Genomic DNA, 14,178 nt, shown 5'->3' on the forward strand with positions numbered 1-14,178 from the left:
CGCCCGCAAGCTGGTTGAGCGCGGTTATGACGTGGTGCTCTCCGCGCGCCGCGAGGCCCCCTTACGCGCGGCCGCCGAGGAGATCGGTGCCCGCCACATCGTGGCCGATGCGTCTGACCCCAACGGATTCGCCGCTGCGATAAGCGCATTGGAGGCAATCGACCTCGTTGTTCACGCGGCGGGTGCGCTCGGCGGGACCTACGCGCGCAAGCAGACTTTCGAGCAATGGCACGCCATCATGTCGGCCAACCTGGATTCGTGCTTCGTGGTGACCTCTGCGGTGCTGCCCAAAATGACGGCGGGCTCACGACTGGTGTTCATTTCGTCGTCGGCGGCACACGAGCCCATGCCGGCCCGCACCGCGTACTCAGCCTCGAAAGCCGGCATGAATGCGTTCGCTCGCGCCTTGGCCCTGGAAGTCGACCGCGACGGCATCAGCGTGCACATCGTCACGCCCGGACCGGTGGCCACCGAGATGCTGCAGGACGTTCCCTTCGAGATGTACGCCATCGGAGTGTCGGACGTCGCCGAGGCGGTCGCCTGGTTGGACACCGTCGACTCGTCGGTCGATCTGCCGGAGATCCGGCTGTCCGCCGTGGAGCGCGGGCCCTTCGCGCGACCGCCGGTCGTTCCCACCGAAGCCCGGCGCCGCGCGCAACGCGGCTGAGGCCTACGGCGCGGGGAAGGCTTTGATCACCGATTCACCGAACTCGTGCAGGGAGTCCGGGGCGGCGAAGTCGGCAAACCATACGTAGAACCGCTCGACCCGCTGGTCGGCCAACCGGCCGAAATGCCCGATCAGCTCGTCGGCATCGCCGCAGACAAGCCCGGACCCGAGGTTGCCGAATCGCCTGGCGCTCACCTCGCGCACGGAGTCGGGGTCGCTGCCGGACCGCACAAAACCCACCATCTGCTGGATTGACATCCGGGCCGTTCCCGCGGCCGGGGCGAGCTTCGACAGCCTGTCGAGCTGATTCGCCGGCAGATTCCACCAATCCGCGTATCTGCGAACGAGTTCCATCATCCTGGGTCCGCTCCCACCCAGAACCAGCGGTATTGGGTACGACCGGCGCGGAGCTTGTGCAGCCGGGCCGGATCCTTCGTCGACGTCGCCCCAGTACTGCCTGATCAGTTCCAGGTGGCGGCCGAGTTGCTCGACTCTGGCCTGCGGATCCTGTTGGCCGACATCGAATCTCGAGAATTCCGAGGGCCACGATCCCGATCCCAGGCCAAGCTCGAACCTGCCCTCGGATGCCTCTGACAGGGTGACGGCCTGTTTGGCGAGCACGGCCGGGTGCCGAAACGCGTCACATAGCACCAGATGACCGATCCGCAGCCGCTCGGTCTTGGCCGCCACCCAGGTGGCAATGCCCATTGCCTCCCAGATGCTTTCGTCGGCCAGCCCAGGGGCCTCGAGGTGATCGATGAACGCGATCCCGTCGAAGCCGCTGGCCTCAGCGTGACGTGCCCGGTCGGCGATGTCGGCCGCCGACAATCTCACCTGCGGCAAGAACAGATACCACTCGGCCATGCGCCACCTATGCGTCCACATCCGTGCGATTGCGACGGCACGGCTAGTTTATTATCTTTACTATGTTAGAGGTCTTATGGATGTCGGACTGAACTCGGAGCAGCTGTCGCTGCGTGACACCGTACGCGACATATTACGTAGGGAGTGCCCGCCCGACGCCGCGCGTCAAGCGATCACCGACCCCGAGCGCTGGCGCGCCCTGTGGAAGACCGTCGTCGATCTCGGCTGGACCGAACTCGCCGCCCCTGATGCCGGCGACTACGGACCGGTCGAGCTAACCGTCGTTCTCGAGGAATGCGGCGCCGCCATCGCCCCAATTCCGTTGCTGGGCAGCGTCGGTCTGGCCGCGGGCGTGTTGCGCAATAGTGGGCTCGACTCGGTGCTGACCGACATTGCCGACGGTGTCGTGGCCACCCTGGCCGTCCACGCCCACCGATCGCGAATGCCCGGCGCTCCGATGACTTTGTCTCAGGGACGGCTAAGCGGTACGGCCGTTGCCGTCCCCAACCTGTCGCGCGCGGAACTCGTCGTCACCCTGGCTCGCTCCGACGGCGGTGACACCGTGGCGGCCGTCGCCCGCTGCGGCGACGGGGTCACCGTGGTGCCGGCGACCGAATCCACCGATCCAGCTCAGCCGTTGTCCGGCGTCGAGGTCGACGCCGAGCCGATCGCGGTTGCACCCGTTGACATCGAATCGGCATTGACGGCGCCCTGGGTGGCCTCGGCCGCCGACCTCCTCGGCGTGGCGGGCGCCGCGCTGCACCGCTCGGTCGAGCACGCGAAATCACGGCGCCAGTTCGGCCAGCCGATCGGCGGGTTCCAAGGCATCAAACACGCACTGGCCGACAACTACGTCAGCGTCGAACGCGCCCGTAGCCTGACCTACGCGGCGGCGGCCCTTCTCGCCGATCCGGACGCGCCGCGCGCCGACGTGTGGACCGCCGCGGCGCTGGCCAAGGCGGCGGCCAACGACGCAGCGGTTGGTTGCGCGCGCACCGCCGTGCAGGTACACGGCGCCTTGGGCCAGACCTGGGAACACGATGCGCACCTCTACGTCAGGCGTGCCTGGCAGGGCGCCGCCATGCTGGGCGACAGCCGCTCCCTGTATTACGAGGTGGGCCGGCGATTTTGCGGGGGTGCCGCGTGAGCCCGGTCGTGGCGGAATTCGGCGCGTGGCTGGCGGAGTTCCTGCCCGACGACTACTACGCGAACTATCGACGGTACCGCTGGGATCTCGGGTTGCGGCGCGATTACCAGCGGGCCTCGTTCGAGGCCGGGTGGCTGCAGCCGACCTGGCCCCGCGAACACGGCGGCCGATCGCTGGGCTTGCGCGACGCGATGGAGGTGCGGCTCGAGGCGGCGCTGCGGTCGGCACCCAAGCTGCCCAACATCGCCGGACCCAATGTCGCCGCGCCCGGCATTCGCCAGTTCGGTACGCCCGCCCAGATCGACCGTCTGCTCGTGCCGCTGCTGCGCGGCGACGAGTGGTGGGCGCTGGGCATGTCCGAGCCCGAAGCCGGGTCGGATTTCGCGGGTCTGCGGAGCCGTGCGGAGCGCGACGGCGACGTGTTCCGGGTCAACGGCCACAAGATCTGGACCACCCAGGCACACGAGTCGCGGTGGTGCACGTTATACGCCCGCACAGATCCCCAAGCCCCGAAACACCGCGGCATCTCCTGCCTCATCCTCGACTTGCACTCGCCCGGGGTCAGGGTCGAGCCCATCCGAATGGCGTCGATCTCCGACGAAACGTTCTGCGAGGTCTTCCTCGACGACGTCGAGGTGCCTGCCGAAAATCTGCTCGGACCGCTCAACGGCGGTTGGAATGTCGCCCTGTCGTCGCTGCACCATGAACGCCAGATGATCTGGATCATGAACTGGGTCGAGATCAAACGCGGACTCGCCTCGGTGCGTGATGCCGGCGCCGCGGACTCCAGCGAGGACGTGTATGCCGAACTCGGTTCGCTGCTGGCGGACGCTGAAGCGTTGCGGGCCACCGGATATCGCGCCCTGGGCAACGAACTCGCGGGACGGCCCAGCCCGGAAGCCGATACCATGAAGTTGCTCGGATCGCTTACCTTGCAGCGTGTTTGGGAACTGAGTGCGGCTGCCGCGGGCCCGGATTCGGCCACCGATCCGGATCTACTGTTCGAACGCCAGGACGCGTTGGCCGCGACGATTTACGGCGGAACGTCCGAGGTTCAGCGCAACATCATCGCCGAGCGGCTGCTCGGGTTGCCGAAGGGATGACGACAATGGACTACGACCTCGGCGACGATGCCTGGCAACTGCGCACCCATCTGCGCGAGTTGGTTGCCAACCACATCCCGGCTGACTTTCTGGGAGCCTGCACCGAGAACCCGCAGGACCTGGCCACCACCGAGACGTTCTGCAAATTGCTGGCGACCGAGGGGCTGCTGGCGCTGGCGTGGCCGAAAGAGCATGGTGGCGGCGGCGGTTCGGTCTGGCAGCAGACGGTGCTGCGCGAGGAGATGTGGGCCCAGCACGAGCCGCGGGGCCCACAGTACATGGGCATCAACTGGGTCGGACCCGCGCTGATGCGGTACGGAACGGCGGAACAGAAGGCCAAGCACCTGGCGGCCATCGCCTCCGGAGATGTGATCTGGTGCCAGGGTTTCTCCGAGCCGGAGGCCGGAACCGACCTGGTGTCGTTGCGCACCCGCGCCGTTGCCGACGGTGACGGGTGGCGCATCACCGGCCAGAAGGTGTGGACGTCGTACGCGCTGATGGCATCGTGGTGCGTGTTGGCGGCGTGCACCGACCCCGACGCGCCGAAGAACAAGCGGCTCACCCTGTTTCTGATTCCGATGGACCGGGCCGGCTTCACGGTCCGACCGATCCCGTCGATGCTGGGACCGCATCACCTGAACGAGATGTTCCTGGACGACGTACAGGCGTTTCCCGGCGACGTGCTCGGCGAGGTCGGCGACGGATGGCGGGTGATGCGCGAAGCTCTGGCCTTCGAGCGAGTGGGCATCGCGCGCTACGCGCGCTGTGAATCGCTCCTCGAAAGGATGCGCGCCCAACTCGGCGATGACTGGGATCAGCTCCCCGAAGCGATTCGCAGCAGATGGGTGCGGGCACTCGCCGATCTACGGGTCGCCCGATTGCTGGCCTATCGCGCCGTATCACTGCAGGACGACCCGGCGGCCGGGGCGGCCGCCAGTGCCGCGCGCATCATCACCACGACGTGTGACCAACTCGTCGCCGAGCTGCTGTTCGACGTGCTCGGTCCGACCGCGCTGGACAGCGGGAGTTCCGCGGCGCTGCACGGAGCCATCGAGGACCACTGGCGTTACGCGCAAGCGGCCACCGTCGCATCGGGCACCATCGAGGTGCAGCGCATGCTGGTGGCACGAGACGTGTTGGGAGAACACAGGTGAACACCGATCTGCCACAAGATGTCAGCGACTTTGCCGCCGTCGCCGGCAAGCGGCTTACCCGGCTGGGTGGACCACCGGCCGCGCTGCGCGCGGAGACCGACGACGCCATCCGGGATGCGGCGCGGGCCGCGCTGAACGATGTCGGTGCGTTCGACCTCGACGTGCGCTCGGCGCCGGATGACCTGCTGGCCGCGGCGGTGCTGTGCCAGGCCGCCGGCGCCACGGTGCTCCCTTACCCATTGGTGGAGGAGCTGCTCGCGATTGATGGCGCGCGCCTTGCCCTGATCAATCCGAAAGCCCCGCGCATCGACCATGGCGATCTGGCCGGTGACTGGGTAGCGGCGGACGTGGACGGAAATCGGTACCGGCCTCAGCCGGCCTCGCGGACCGGGGCCAAGCTGGGGCCGTTCCTGGTGCCGGCCACCTTGAGCGCACCCGAGGGAACCGTGCCGGCCGCCGACGTTAATCTTCATCTCGTGCTGGGATCATGGCGGATTCTGGGAGCGGTGCAGCAATCGTTGCGGATTGTCACCGAGCATGTGCGCGCCCGTATTCAGTTCGGCAAGCCGCTCGCGGACTTTCAGGCCGTCAGGTTCGCCGTCGCCGATGCGGCCGTCGCGGTCCGCGGACTGCACGAACTCGCGAAGTTCACCATTTGTCGCCCCGAATCACTTCCGGCGCAGATCCATTCGGCAGACGCGCTGATTCTCCGGCTCAAGGCCGCCGACACGGCACGACAGGTGATGCGCTCGTCCCACCAACTGCTCGGCGCCCTGGGCTTCTGCGACGAGTCCGACGTCAGCGTGCTCGACCGGCACACCCAACCGCTGATGCGATTGCCGCTGGGCACCGAGGAACTCGCGTTGCGCCTCATGCCGTGCGTGTCGGATGGGTCATTCGAGACATTGTTCAGCGGGCCGGTATCGGCGTGACCGAGTCCCCCGCGGCCGAGGTGACGCCCAATCCGTTCGACGAGGGAATACCATTCGCGACCAAATTGCACGAGCTCGCTGAGCAACGCCGCGACGATCCAGGCGTCACCATCGTCGCGCTCGATGGCGCCGCGGAGACCCTGACTTTCGGCGAACTCGATGCCCGCGCCAACCAGTGGGGCCGGGCGCTGGCCGGCCTGGGCGCGCAAACGGGTTCGCTCGTGGCACTGGCCATTCCGAACTCCGTACATCTGGTGCTGGCGACGCTAGGGTGCTGGAAGGTCGGCGCCGTCCCCGTCCCGATGCACTGGGATCTTCCCGAGTGGGAGAGAGACCGGGTGCGCGACGTAATCGACCCCGCCGTTGTGGTCGACGAAAAGACGCGGTGGGAGTTGGAGACTTGCGCGGCAGGCGAATCCGCGAGTCCACTGCCCATCGCCGTTTCCCCTCACGTCAACGGCATCTGCAGCAGCGGTTCGACCGGCGTACCCAAAGTGATCCTCAGCTTGGCACCGTCGCTGTGGACCCCTCAGCACGGCGAGCCGTTTCTGTCGAACTGGACGCCGGTGGCGCAGCCGCAGACCATCATGGTCCCGGCGCCCATGTATCACACCAACGGCTTTGCGACTTTTTTCTTCCTGCTTACCGGCGACCACCTTGTCATACTCGAAAAGTTCGACGCCGCACTGGTGTTGGATGTGATCGAACGATTTCGGGTCACCAACTTCACCGCCACGCCCACCATGCTGGCGCGCATCGCGGCCCGGCCGGACGTCCGGCAGCGAGACCTGTCCAGCGTCGTCTTCATCTTGCAGGGCGCCGCGGTGATGCCGCCGTCGCTGATGCACACCTGGTTCGAACTCCTGAGTCCGGAGCAGATCGTGTCGGCGTATGGCATGACCGAGAACCTCGGACTCACCGCGTTGCGCGGCGACGAGTGGCTCACCCACCCGGGCAGCGTCGGCCGCGGTTTCCGGGACACCGAGATCCGGATCCTGGGCCCCGACAAACGACCGCTGGGTCCCGGCGAGGACGGCGACGTGTACCTGCGCGCGCCGATGAGTGCGGGGTCCCGCTATCTCGGGGGTGCGGCACCGTTGCCGTCGACGGACGACGGCTTCCGCTCCGCCGGCGATATCGGCCACCTCGACGAGGACGGCTTCCTCTATATCGTCGACCGCCGCGTCGACATGATCGTCAGCGGCGGCGCCAACGTCTTTCCGGCGGAGGTCGAGTCCGCCCTTGCGGGTCATCCGGGCATCGCCGATGTGGTGGTGATCGGGCTGGCCGACTCCCGGTGGGGGCGCCGAGTGCACGCGGTGATTCAAATCGCGGAGGGTGCACAACTCACCGAACAGCAAGTGATCGAGTACGCGAAGAGCCGGCTCGCCCCCTACAAGGCGCCAAAGACCGTCGAGTTCGTCGACGCCATCCCTCGCACAGCGGCAACCAAGGTCAATCGCTCGGCGATGATCGCGGCCCGGGGCGGTTAAAGCGACGGCGTTGTCGGAGCGGCCCCTTATAGTCGAACTTATGTTCGAAGAAGTCACCGGCCGCGGATCGCCGCCAGAGGTGATCGCTCGGTTTGACGCCATGTTCGCGCGCCTCAATCCGGCTGCGACGTCGGAGTCCGCGGCCGTGCTGGAACGGATCTGTTCGTCGTCGCGCGCGGAGAACCGGGCGGCCGGTGAGCGCCTGGCGGCGATTGGCGAACTCGACATGCTGCGGTTGCGCCAATACGGGGAGCGCGAGACGTGGGCGACCGACACGTGGGATTCCATCTCCGCCGAGATCACCGCCGCACTGGGAATCAGCCAGGCGCTTGCGTCGAGTTACCTCAACTATTCGCGCGCCATGCGCAATCGGCTACCAAAAGTCGGCTCCGCGTTGCTTTCCGGTGACATCAGCTATTCGACGTTCCAGACGATCGTGTTCCGCACCGACTTGATCGACGATGCCGAGGTGATGGCCGCGGTCGACGCTGCGCTCGCGCTAAGAGTCCAACGGTGGCCGGCGATGACGCGCGGACGCCTGGCCGCTGCGGTGGACCGGATCGTGGCACGGGCCGACCGCGATGCGGTCCGCCGTCGCCGCGAACAACAGGCGGGTCGCGAATTCTCGATCTGGGACGGCGGCGACGGATTGGCGGAGGTATCCGGAAGGCTGATCGCCACCGATGCGCACGCGGTGGACACGCGGTTAAATGCGTTGGCTGCCACCGTATGCGAGGCTGATCCGCGCACCCTGAAGCAGCGTCGCGCCGATGCCATGGGGGCGTTGGCGGTTGGCGCCGAAAGGCTGCAGTGCCGTTGCGGGCAGCCGACGTGCCCGTCCGGCGCAACGCCGGTGCCGAGCCCAGTGGTTATCCACGTGGTCGCCAACCAATGCGCCGTTGACGGCGCCAAAGCAGACTCTGGTTCGATGATCGGCACCGACGTGCTTATCCCGCCGGAGTTGGTAGCCGAGCTTGCCGGCTCAGCAACGCTCTTGCCCGTAAAGCATCCCGGGGACGCACTTCCGGAGCGCGGGTACGTCCCTTCGCGGGCCTTGGCCGATTTCGTGCGCTGCCGCGATTTGACGTGCCGATTCCCCGGGTGCGACCGCCCCGCGACCGAAGCGGATCTCGACCACACGATCCCGCACTCGCAAGGTGGCGCGACGCACGCTTCCAATCTCAAATGTCTTTGCCGACAGCATCATCTGATCAAAACCTTCTGGGGATGGCAGGATCAGCAGCTGCCTGACGGCACGGTCATCTGGCGCTCCCCGTCGGGGGTCACTTACGTGACCACGCCGGGCAGTGCGCTACTGTTTCCGTCCCTGTGCACGCCAACCGGAGAGATAGCCCAGCCCCGGTGGCCCGACCACCTGACCGATCGCGCCGCCATGATGCCGCAGCGGCGGCGCACCCGCGCCGAGAACCGCGCGAAGTACATTGCCGGCGAACGCCGGCATACCCGCGCAGCATTTCAAGCCCGCCAATCCGCACGCCAGGCTGTTTCACATGGTCCCGCCCCTCCCGCAGACGACGACGATGACCCGCCGCCATTCTGACGCAGAAGGATTCGTCTGAATCACCGCATTTGGGTGGGCGTCCTAGAGTACGTTTCGGCAGCATGAGTGGGTCGTTGTCATGCCGGGTCGAACAACTGTCTCGCGCAAAACCCGCAGCGGTATATGACGTGCTGATGAATGTCGATCGTTGGTCACACTTCTTGCCAGGCGTGTCTGCGGCGTCATGGGAGCGGCGCGGAGAGCCTGACACCGAAATGGGTGGCGTCAGGCGAATGCGCATCGGGCACAGCGTAATACGCGATACGATCGTCGATGGAACGCGACCACATCATCATGCCTATGTCGCGTCGTTTCCGTGGTATACGCCGCTGAAGGACTACCGGGGTGACATTCGCATTGAAGATCGGCCGGACGGGTCGATGATCGTATGGACCGTAACTTTCCTACCGCGCATTCCCGGCCTGCCAAAAAATTTGATGAAGGCCAGGATCGAAGCGTCATATACGCGTCTAGCAGCGGCATTGGCGCATGAAGCCGAGGGCGTCACACGGAGGTGACGTCACAGGCGCGTGACTACCCAGACGCGACGGCGTACAGGCGCCATTCGCCCGGCACGCCCTTGAGTTCGTGAGATCCGCGCTCCTCGAACTCGAGTCCCGAGCCGATAACCAGGTCGCGCAACGTGCTTGACACGAGCACGTCGTTCGGTCCGGCCAGTGCGCTCACGCGTGCCCCGATATGCACTCCGATCCCACCGATGTCATCGCCGCGGATTTCACATTCGCCGGTGTGCAAACCGGCGCGCACATCGATGCCAAGCGAGTGCACCGCATCGCGAATTGCCATCGCGCAGCGGATCGCTCGCTGGGGGCCGTCGAACGTCGCGAGGAACCCGTCACCCGAGGTATTGACCTCACGACCCCGAAAGCGGGCCAGCTGCACCCGCACGATGGCATCATGCGCATCGAGCAACGCATGCCAGTCACGGTCACCCATCTGCGCTGCCCGATGCGTCGAGCCGACGATGTCGGTGAAGAGCACAGTGGCAAGAAGCCGGTCGTCCGATACGTCGGGCTGATGTCCGGTGAGGAACTCCGCGATCTGCTGAAACGACTCACGCCATGGTTCGACGATGTGGTAGAGATTGCGCCCCGGAAGCTCGACATACTTCGCGCCCGGAATGTGGTCGGCGATGTACCTGCCCTGCGCAGGCGTGATGAACTCGTCGTCGGAGTGATGAACGACGAGGGTGGGCACGCGAATGGTGGGCAGGACCGCCCGCACATCCTGTTTGGCGAATACCGGCTGCATGAGGGCCACCGTCCGCGGACTCGACGTCAAGCGTTCGAGTCGGGCCCACGCTGCCCGGATCTCCTCGTTCCACGGCATGTCCGGGTTGATCGCATGCAGGGTCTCGCCGGTACCCCACAGGACGAAGGCGTTGGCGGCGCCTTCCTCCAGTTTCATTCCTCCGGCGTCTTGAGCAAGAGGATCCGCGTAACACTCGAGCGCGACCAGCGCAGTCGTGCGGGACGGATGTGTCGCCGCGAAGAGCGCGGCCGGCGCGAAGGCGCCGTCGATCGCGACCAGAACCGCTTCGCGGCTCCCCAGGTGATCCAGTACCGCGGTGATGCTGTCGGCCCACTGCTCCATGTTCGGCAGCTCGTCCGCTGTGACGAAATCGGATGCGCCGGTGCCCGGCTGGTCGAAGAAGATCAGTCGACCAAGCGAGGTCATCGCCTCGACCCATCCATGGATAGACGGCGACTCGGGGAAGACCTCGCAGTTCGTGATCCAGTTGGAGACGAACACGATGTCGCGCTCACCCTCGGGCGACGCGCGATAGGCGACGTGCAAGTCGCCGTTCAGCGCATAACGCGTCTCCGAGAACATTGCGGAAGTCTATTTCCGCCGACACGTATCGGCAGATGTTTTTGCTGCTCAACAGCCCCAAAAGTTTGGGATCGGTAGCAGAATCAGGCGCAAGACTTTTGCAATCGTCGGCAACCGGCCGACGGAGCGAAAGGAACGCGTTCGTGGCCCGCATCATGAAAAAGTTCATCGCCGGAGCCTTAATGTCGACCGGCCTGGCGGTGGCCGGTGCTGGGCTCACCACAGGCACCGCCCAGGCCGACAATCCCGACTGGGGGCCGGCGCACCAATGGTGCCCGGGGCAGCCCCTTCCGCCGACCGGTAATCACGTGACGGACCCATTTCGTGGCTGGGACATGAACGTCTGCCACACCTACTACTACCTCTGGCCCGGGATGGGCAACGTTTCCAACATGATCTGGGACGGGGACAACCCGCCGCCGAAGCCCCCGCCGCCACCGGCCCTCATCACCAGAGACAACTGCCAGCAGATACTCGGCATGTTCTGCCCGAAGGCGTAAGCGGCATCTCGCGCGGCGGCCAGTCGCGGTAACCTCATTCTCATAGCGCGACCTGCGCGCTATGGAAGGGGACCAAGCGCTCATGGCCGACCCCAAAGACGAAGTGGGGATCACCCGAGGCGACGGCTTCATCAAAACCGCCGTCGCGATACTGGGCGAAACGGGACGCACCGACTTCACCGTGCAAGAGGTGGTCGCGCGCTCGAAGACGTCGCTGCGCGCCTTTTACCAACACTTCAGCAGCAAGGACGAACTGCTGCTGGCGCTGTTCGATCGAACCATCGCCCAGTCGGTAAAGACGTGGCGCGCCGAAACCACGGGGCTGGACAGCACCTCGGCACTGAAATTGCTGATCGACCGGCTCAGCCAGCAACCGGAATCGAGCACCCAAGACAGCCTCAATCGCGCCTTGACCCTCTACAACCAGCACCTGGCCGAGACCCGGCCCCGCGAATACGCCCGGGTGCTCTCTCCACTGCACGGCCTGATTCGCGACATCGTCGGGCAGGGCATCACCGAAGGAGTCTTCAACCCGGGTTTGGACGTCGGCGCGGCGGCCGCCATCGTCATGCAGACGATGATGGGTGCGCAGCGATTGCATTGGCTCGGTTCGGAATTGAACGGGACACCCGTCGATGTCGGCCAGCTTTATGACTTCTGCAGCCGTGCCCTGGGCATCCGCGACACCGACGAGGAATCGGCCGCACCGTCGCTGGCCGAACTCTTCAGCCAAATCGGCATGCGCCCCAGCACCCGCAACGGCGAATTCGCCATGACCATGCCGGTGAGTCCCGCGGTCGTCAACACCTCTGGCGCGCTGCAGGGCGGGCTGATCGCCACGCTCGTAGATGTGGCCGGCGGACAATTCGGGCTGGACTATCTGCAGCCGGGCACCACCATGACCACCGCAGATCTGTTCATCCGCTACCTGCGGCCGGTGCGGCAGGGCGCCGCGTTCGCGGTGCCCCGGATGTTGCGATCGGGCCGGCGGGCGATGGTCATGCAAATCGACATCTACGGTGACGGCGACGACGAGCTCCTGGCGACGGCGACCGTCAACTTCGCCGTCATCGAAGGCACCACACCGACGCTCCCTAGCTGGCCGGACGCCTGAGCCGCCCGGCGGCCGCAGACTCGGTACACCTAATTACACAGAAGTGGTAACGTCATTACCACCGATAGAGAATCCAAGACTTTCACAAGGAGATCGCCATGCCCTCGCGCGAACTTTCCTTCCCCGTGTTCGACGCCGACAATCACATGTACGAGCCGCAGGAAGCGCTGACCAAGTACCTTCCGGACAAGCGCAAGAACGTCATCGACTACGTGCAGGTCCGCGGCCGCACCAAAATCGTCGTACGCGGCCACATCAGCGAGTACATCCCCAACCCGACTTTCGAGAAGGTCGCCAAGCCGGGTGCCCAGGAGGACTATTTCCGCAACGGCGCTCAGGGCAAGTCCTACCGCGAGATCCTCGGCGAGCCGATGAAGGCCATCCCCGCGTTCCGTGAGCCGGGCGCGCGCCTCGAAGTGATGGACGAGCTCGGCATCGACTACGCGCTGATGTTCCCGACGCTGGCCAGCCTGGTCGAGGAACGCATGAAGGACGACCCGGAGATGACCCACGACGTCATCCACGCGCTCAACGAGTGGATGCACGAGCAGTGGACGTTCAACTACAAGGACCGCATCTTCGCCACCCCGGTGATCACGCTGCCGATCGTCGACCGCGCACTGGAAGAACTGCAGTGGTGCCTCGAGCGCGGCGCGCGCACCGTGCTGGTTCGCCCGGCGCCGGTACCCGGCTACAAGGGCAGCCGGTCGTTCGGGCTCGAGGAATTCGACCCCTTCTGGCAGGCCTGCATCGAGGCAGAGATCCCGGTGTCGATGCACGCTTCGGACAGTGGCTATTCCGAATTCGCGAATGTGTGGGAGCCGGGCGACGAGTTCCTGCCGTTCAAGCCCACCCCGTTCCGGAGCCTGGTAATGGGCCACCGGCCGATAATCGACGCGATGGGGGCGCTCGTCTGCCACGGCGCGCTGTCGCGCAACCCGGAGCTGCGGATCCTGTCGATCGAAAACGGCGCCGACTGGGTGCCGGACCTCTTCAAGGGCCTCAAGGGCGTCTATAAGAAGATGCCGCAATCATTCAGCGAGGACCCGATCGAGGCGTTCAAGCGGTGCGTGTACATCACCCCGTTCTGGGAGGACCGGTTCACCGAGATCGTCAACATGGTCGGCACCGACCGGGTGATGTTCGGCTCCGACTGGCCGCACCCGGAGGGCCTGAAGGATCCCATCTCCTTCGTCGACGAACTCAGCGACTTCTCCGAATCCGACATCGCCAAGATCATGGGCGGCAACCTGATGAAGCTGATGAAGGTGCCCGCGGCGGCCAAAAAGCCGGTCTCAGCCTGATCGTTGCCGCCGCACGAGCCGGAAGGCGTTGCAGCGGTGACGAATACGCTAAGGGAAAATCGGCCTAGTCGGATCGGTGGCCGCGTCGCGCCACGAGATCGATTATGACTGCGAGTCGCCTACCCCCCGCCCACCACGAACTTGTCGCTAATTCTGCCGAGACCAGCCGGCATGACCGAGGCAATACGCGTGCAGCAACGATTGCTAATCTGAACAACTACGTGTGCAAATAGGTCAGCCCTTTGACCCGGTTTCGACTCGGCCCCGGCTTCGCGGGCTGCCCGGAGGCCGCTAGGAGGCACGGCCAAATGGTGGCCGAAAACGACTGGGACAGAACCGTTGGTGCGGCAGACGATGTACGCCGCGTCTTCGAGCATGTTCCCGCGCTGCTGGTCGGACTCGAGGGGCCCGACCACCGATTTGTCGCGGTCAATGCGGCTTACCGCGCACTCGGCCCGCCAATTGACCCGATCGGGCTACTCGCA

At 65.6% G+C, this 14,178-nt stretch carries 14 protein-coding genes; 12 read left to right on the forward strand and 2 right to left on the reverse strand.

Annotated elements, in window-relative coordinates; all coding sequences use genetic code 11:
- Positions 1–667 (forward strand): SDR family oxidoreductase (locus tag A5652_RS14970; protein WP_067352642.1); only part of this gene is annotated, 667 nt, incomplete at its 5' end.
- Positions 668–670: 3 nt separating this feature from the next.
- Here the strand turns inward: A5652_RS14970 and A5652_RS14975 are convergent.
- On the reverse strand, positions 671–1,531 hold the full coding sequence (locus A5652_RS14975; RefSeq protein WP_067352645.1) for an LLM class flavin-dependent oxidoreductase: 861 nt from the start codon (positions 1,529–1,531) through the stop codon (positions 671–673).
- A gap of 76 nt (positions 1,532–1,607) precedes the next feature.
- Here A5652_RS14975 and A5652_RS14980 point away from each other — a divergent pair, with 76 nt between their 5' ends.
- The 7 genes from A5652_RS14980 (at position 1,608) to A5652_RS26810 (ending at position 9,439) form a co-directional block, all read left to right on the forward strand.
- On the forward strand, positions 1,608–2,678 hold the full coding sequence (locus tag A5652_RS14980) for an acyl-CoA dehydrogenase family protein (protein ID WP_067352648.1): 1,071 nt from the start codon (positions 1,608–1,610) through the stop codon (positions 2,676–2,678).
- Positions 2,675–3,781 carry an acyl-CoA dehydrogenase family protein gene (locus A5652_RS14985; RefSeq protein ID WP_067352651.1) on the forward strand — a complete coding sequence of 369 codons (1,107 nt, stop codon included), beginning with the start codon at positions 2,675–2,677 and terminating at the stop codon, positions 3,779–3,781. Before A5652_RS14980 ends, A5652_RS14985 begins: the two co-directional genes overlap by 4 nt.
- Entirely contained in the window at positions 3,778–4,935 is a 1,158-nt protein-coding gene (locus tag A5652_RS14990) for an acyl-CoA dehydrogenase family protein (RefSeq protein ID WP_197513964.1), read from the forward strand. The genes A5652_RS14985 and A5652_RS14990 overlap by 4 nt, the downstream gene beginning before the upstream one ends.
- The gene (locus A5652_RS14995) at positions 4,932–5,867 is read left to right on the forward strand and encodes an acyl-CoA dehydrogenase family protein (protein WP_067352655.1); all 936 of its coding nucleotides are present in this window, start codon (positions 4,932–4,934) and stop codon (positions 5,865–5,867) included. The genes A5652_RS14990 and A5652_RS14995 overlap by 4 nt, the downstream gene beginning before the upstream one ends.
- Entirely contained in the window at positions 5,864–7,360 is a 1,497-nt protein-coding gene (locus tag A5652_RS15000) for a class I adenylate-forming enzyme family protein (RefSeq protein ID WP_067352658.1), read from the forward strand. Before A5652_RS14995 ends, A5652_RS15000 begins: the two co-directional genes overlap by 4 nt.
- A 40-nt stretch (positions 7,361–7,400) precedes the next feature.
- The gene (locus tag A5652_RS15005) at positions 7,401–8,921 is read left to right on the forward strand and encodes an HNH endonuclease signature motif containing protein (protein WP_067352660.1); all 1,521 of its coding nucleotides are present in this window, start codon (positions 7,401–7,403) and stop codon (positions 8,919–8,921) included.
- 62 nt (positions 8,922–8,983) lie between these two features.
- Positions 8,984–9,439 (forward strand): SRPBCC family protein, encoded by a 456-nt coding sequence (locus A5652_RS26810; RefSeq protein WP_082983916.1) that lies wholly within the window; start codon positions 8,984–8,986, stop codon positions 9,437–9,439.
- Positions 9,440–9,455: 16 nt separating this feature from the next.
- Here A5652_RS26810 and A5652_RS15010 read toward each other — a convergent pair whose 3' ends face one another.
- Positions 9,456–10,775: an adenylate/guanylate cyclase domain-containing protein gene (locus tag A5652_RS15010; protein WP_067352663.1), complete on the reverse strand. Its 1,320-nt coding sequence runs from the start codon at positions 10,773–10,775 to the stop codon at positions 9,456–9,458.
- 143 nt (positions 10,776–10,918) lie between these two features.
- Between A5652_RS15010 and A5652_RS15015 the strand changes: the two genes are divergently transcribed.
- From A5652_RS15015 to A5652_RS28600, 4 genes are all read left to right on the forward strand, one after another.
- Positions 10,919–11,275, forward strand: a complete 357-nt coding sequence (locus A5652_RS15015; RefSeq protein WP_067352666.1) for a hypothetical protein — start codon at positions 10,919–10,921, stop codon at positions 11,273–11,275.
- A gap of 82 nt (positions 11,276–11,357) precedes the next feature.
- Positions 11,358–12,389: a hotdog fold thioesterase gene (locus A5652_RS15020; RefSeq protein ID WP_067352677.1), complete on the forward strand. Its 1,032-nt coding sequence runs from the start codon at positions 11,358–11,360 to the stop codon at positions 12,387–12,389.
- Between the two features lie 98 nt (positions 12,390–12,487).
- Positions 12,488–13,693: an amidohydrolase family protein gene (locus A5652_RS15025; RefSeq protein ID WP_067352669.1), complete on the forward strand. Its 1,206-nt coding sequence runs from the start codon at positions 12,488–12,490 to the stop codon at positions 13,691–13,693.
- Between the two features lie 308 nt (positions 13,694–14,001).
- Positions 14,002–14,178: hypothetical protein (locus tag A5652_RS28600; protein ID WP_232001201.1), on the forward strand; the 177-nt coding region annotated here is incomplete at its 3' end.

Source organism: Mycobacterium sp. 1165178.9 (assembly GCF_001673555.1).
GTDB lineage: Bacteria > Actinomycetota > Actinomycetes > Mycobacteriales > Mycobacteriaceae > Mycobacterium.

What these genes read in the sequence shown, in the direction of transcription:
- A5652_RS15020 (WP_067352677.1), top strand. Translation starts at nt 11,358, where the DNA reads ATGGCCGACCCCAAAGACGAAGTGGGGATCACCCGAGGCGACGGCTTC.
- A5652_RS15025 (WP_067352669.1), top strand. Translation starts at nt 12,488, where the DNA reads ATGCCCTCGCGCGAACTTTCCTTCCCCGTGTTCGACGCCGACAATCAC.
- A5652_RS15005 (WP_067352660.1), top strand. Translation starts at nt 7,401, where the DNA reads ATGTTCGAAGAAGTCACCGGCCGCGGATCGCCGCCAGAGGTGATCGCT.
- A5652_RS14990 (WP_197513964.1), top strand. Translation starts at nt 3,778, where the DNA reads ATGACGACAATGGACTACGACCTCGGCGACGATGCCTGGCAACTGCGC.
- A5652_RS26810 (WP_082983916.1), top strand. Translation starts at nt 8,984, where the DNA reads ATGAGTGGGTCGTTGTCATGCCGGGTCGAACAACTGTCTCGCGCAAAA.
- A5652_RS15010 (WP_067352663.1), bottom strand. Translation starts at nt 10,775, where the DNA reads ATGTTCTCGGAGACGCGTTATGCGCTGAACGGCGACTTGCACGTCGCC.
- A5652_RS14980 (WP_067352648.1), top strand. Translation starts at nt 1,608, where the DNA reads ATGGATGTCGGACTGAACTCGGAGCAGCTGTCGCTGCGTGACACCGTA.
- A5652_RS14975 (WP_067352645.1), bottom strand. Translation starts at nt 1,531, where the DNA reads ATGGCCGAGTGGTATCTGTTCTTGCCGCAGGTGAGATTGTCGGCGGCC.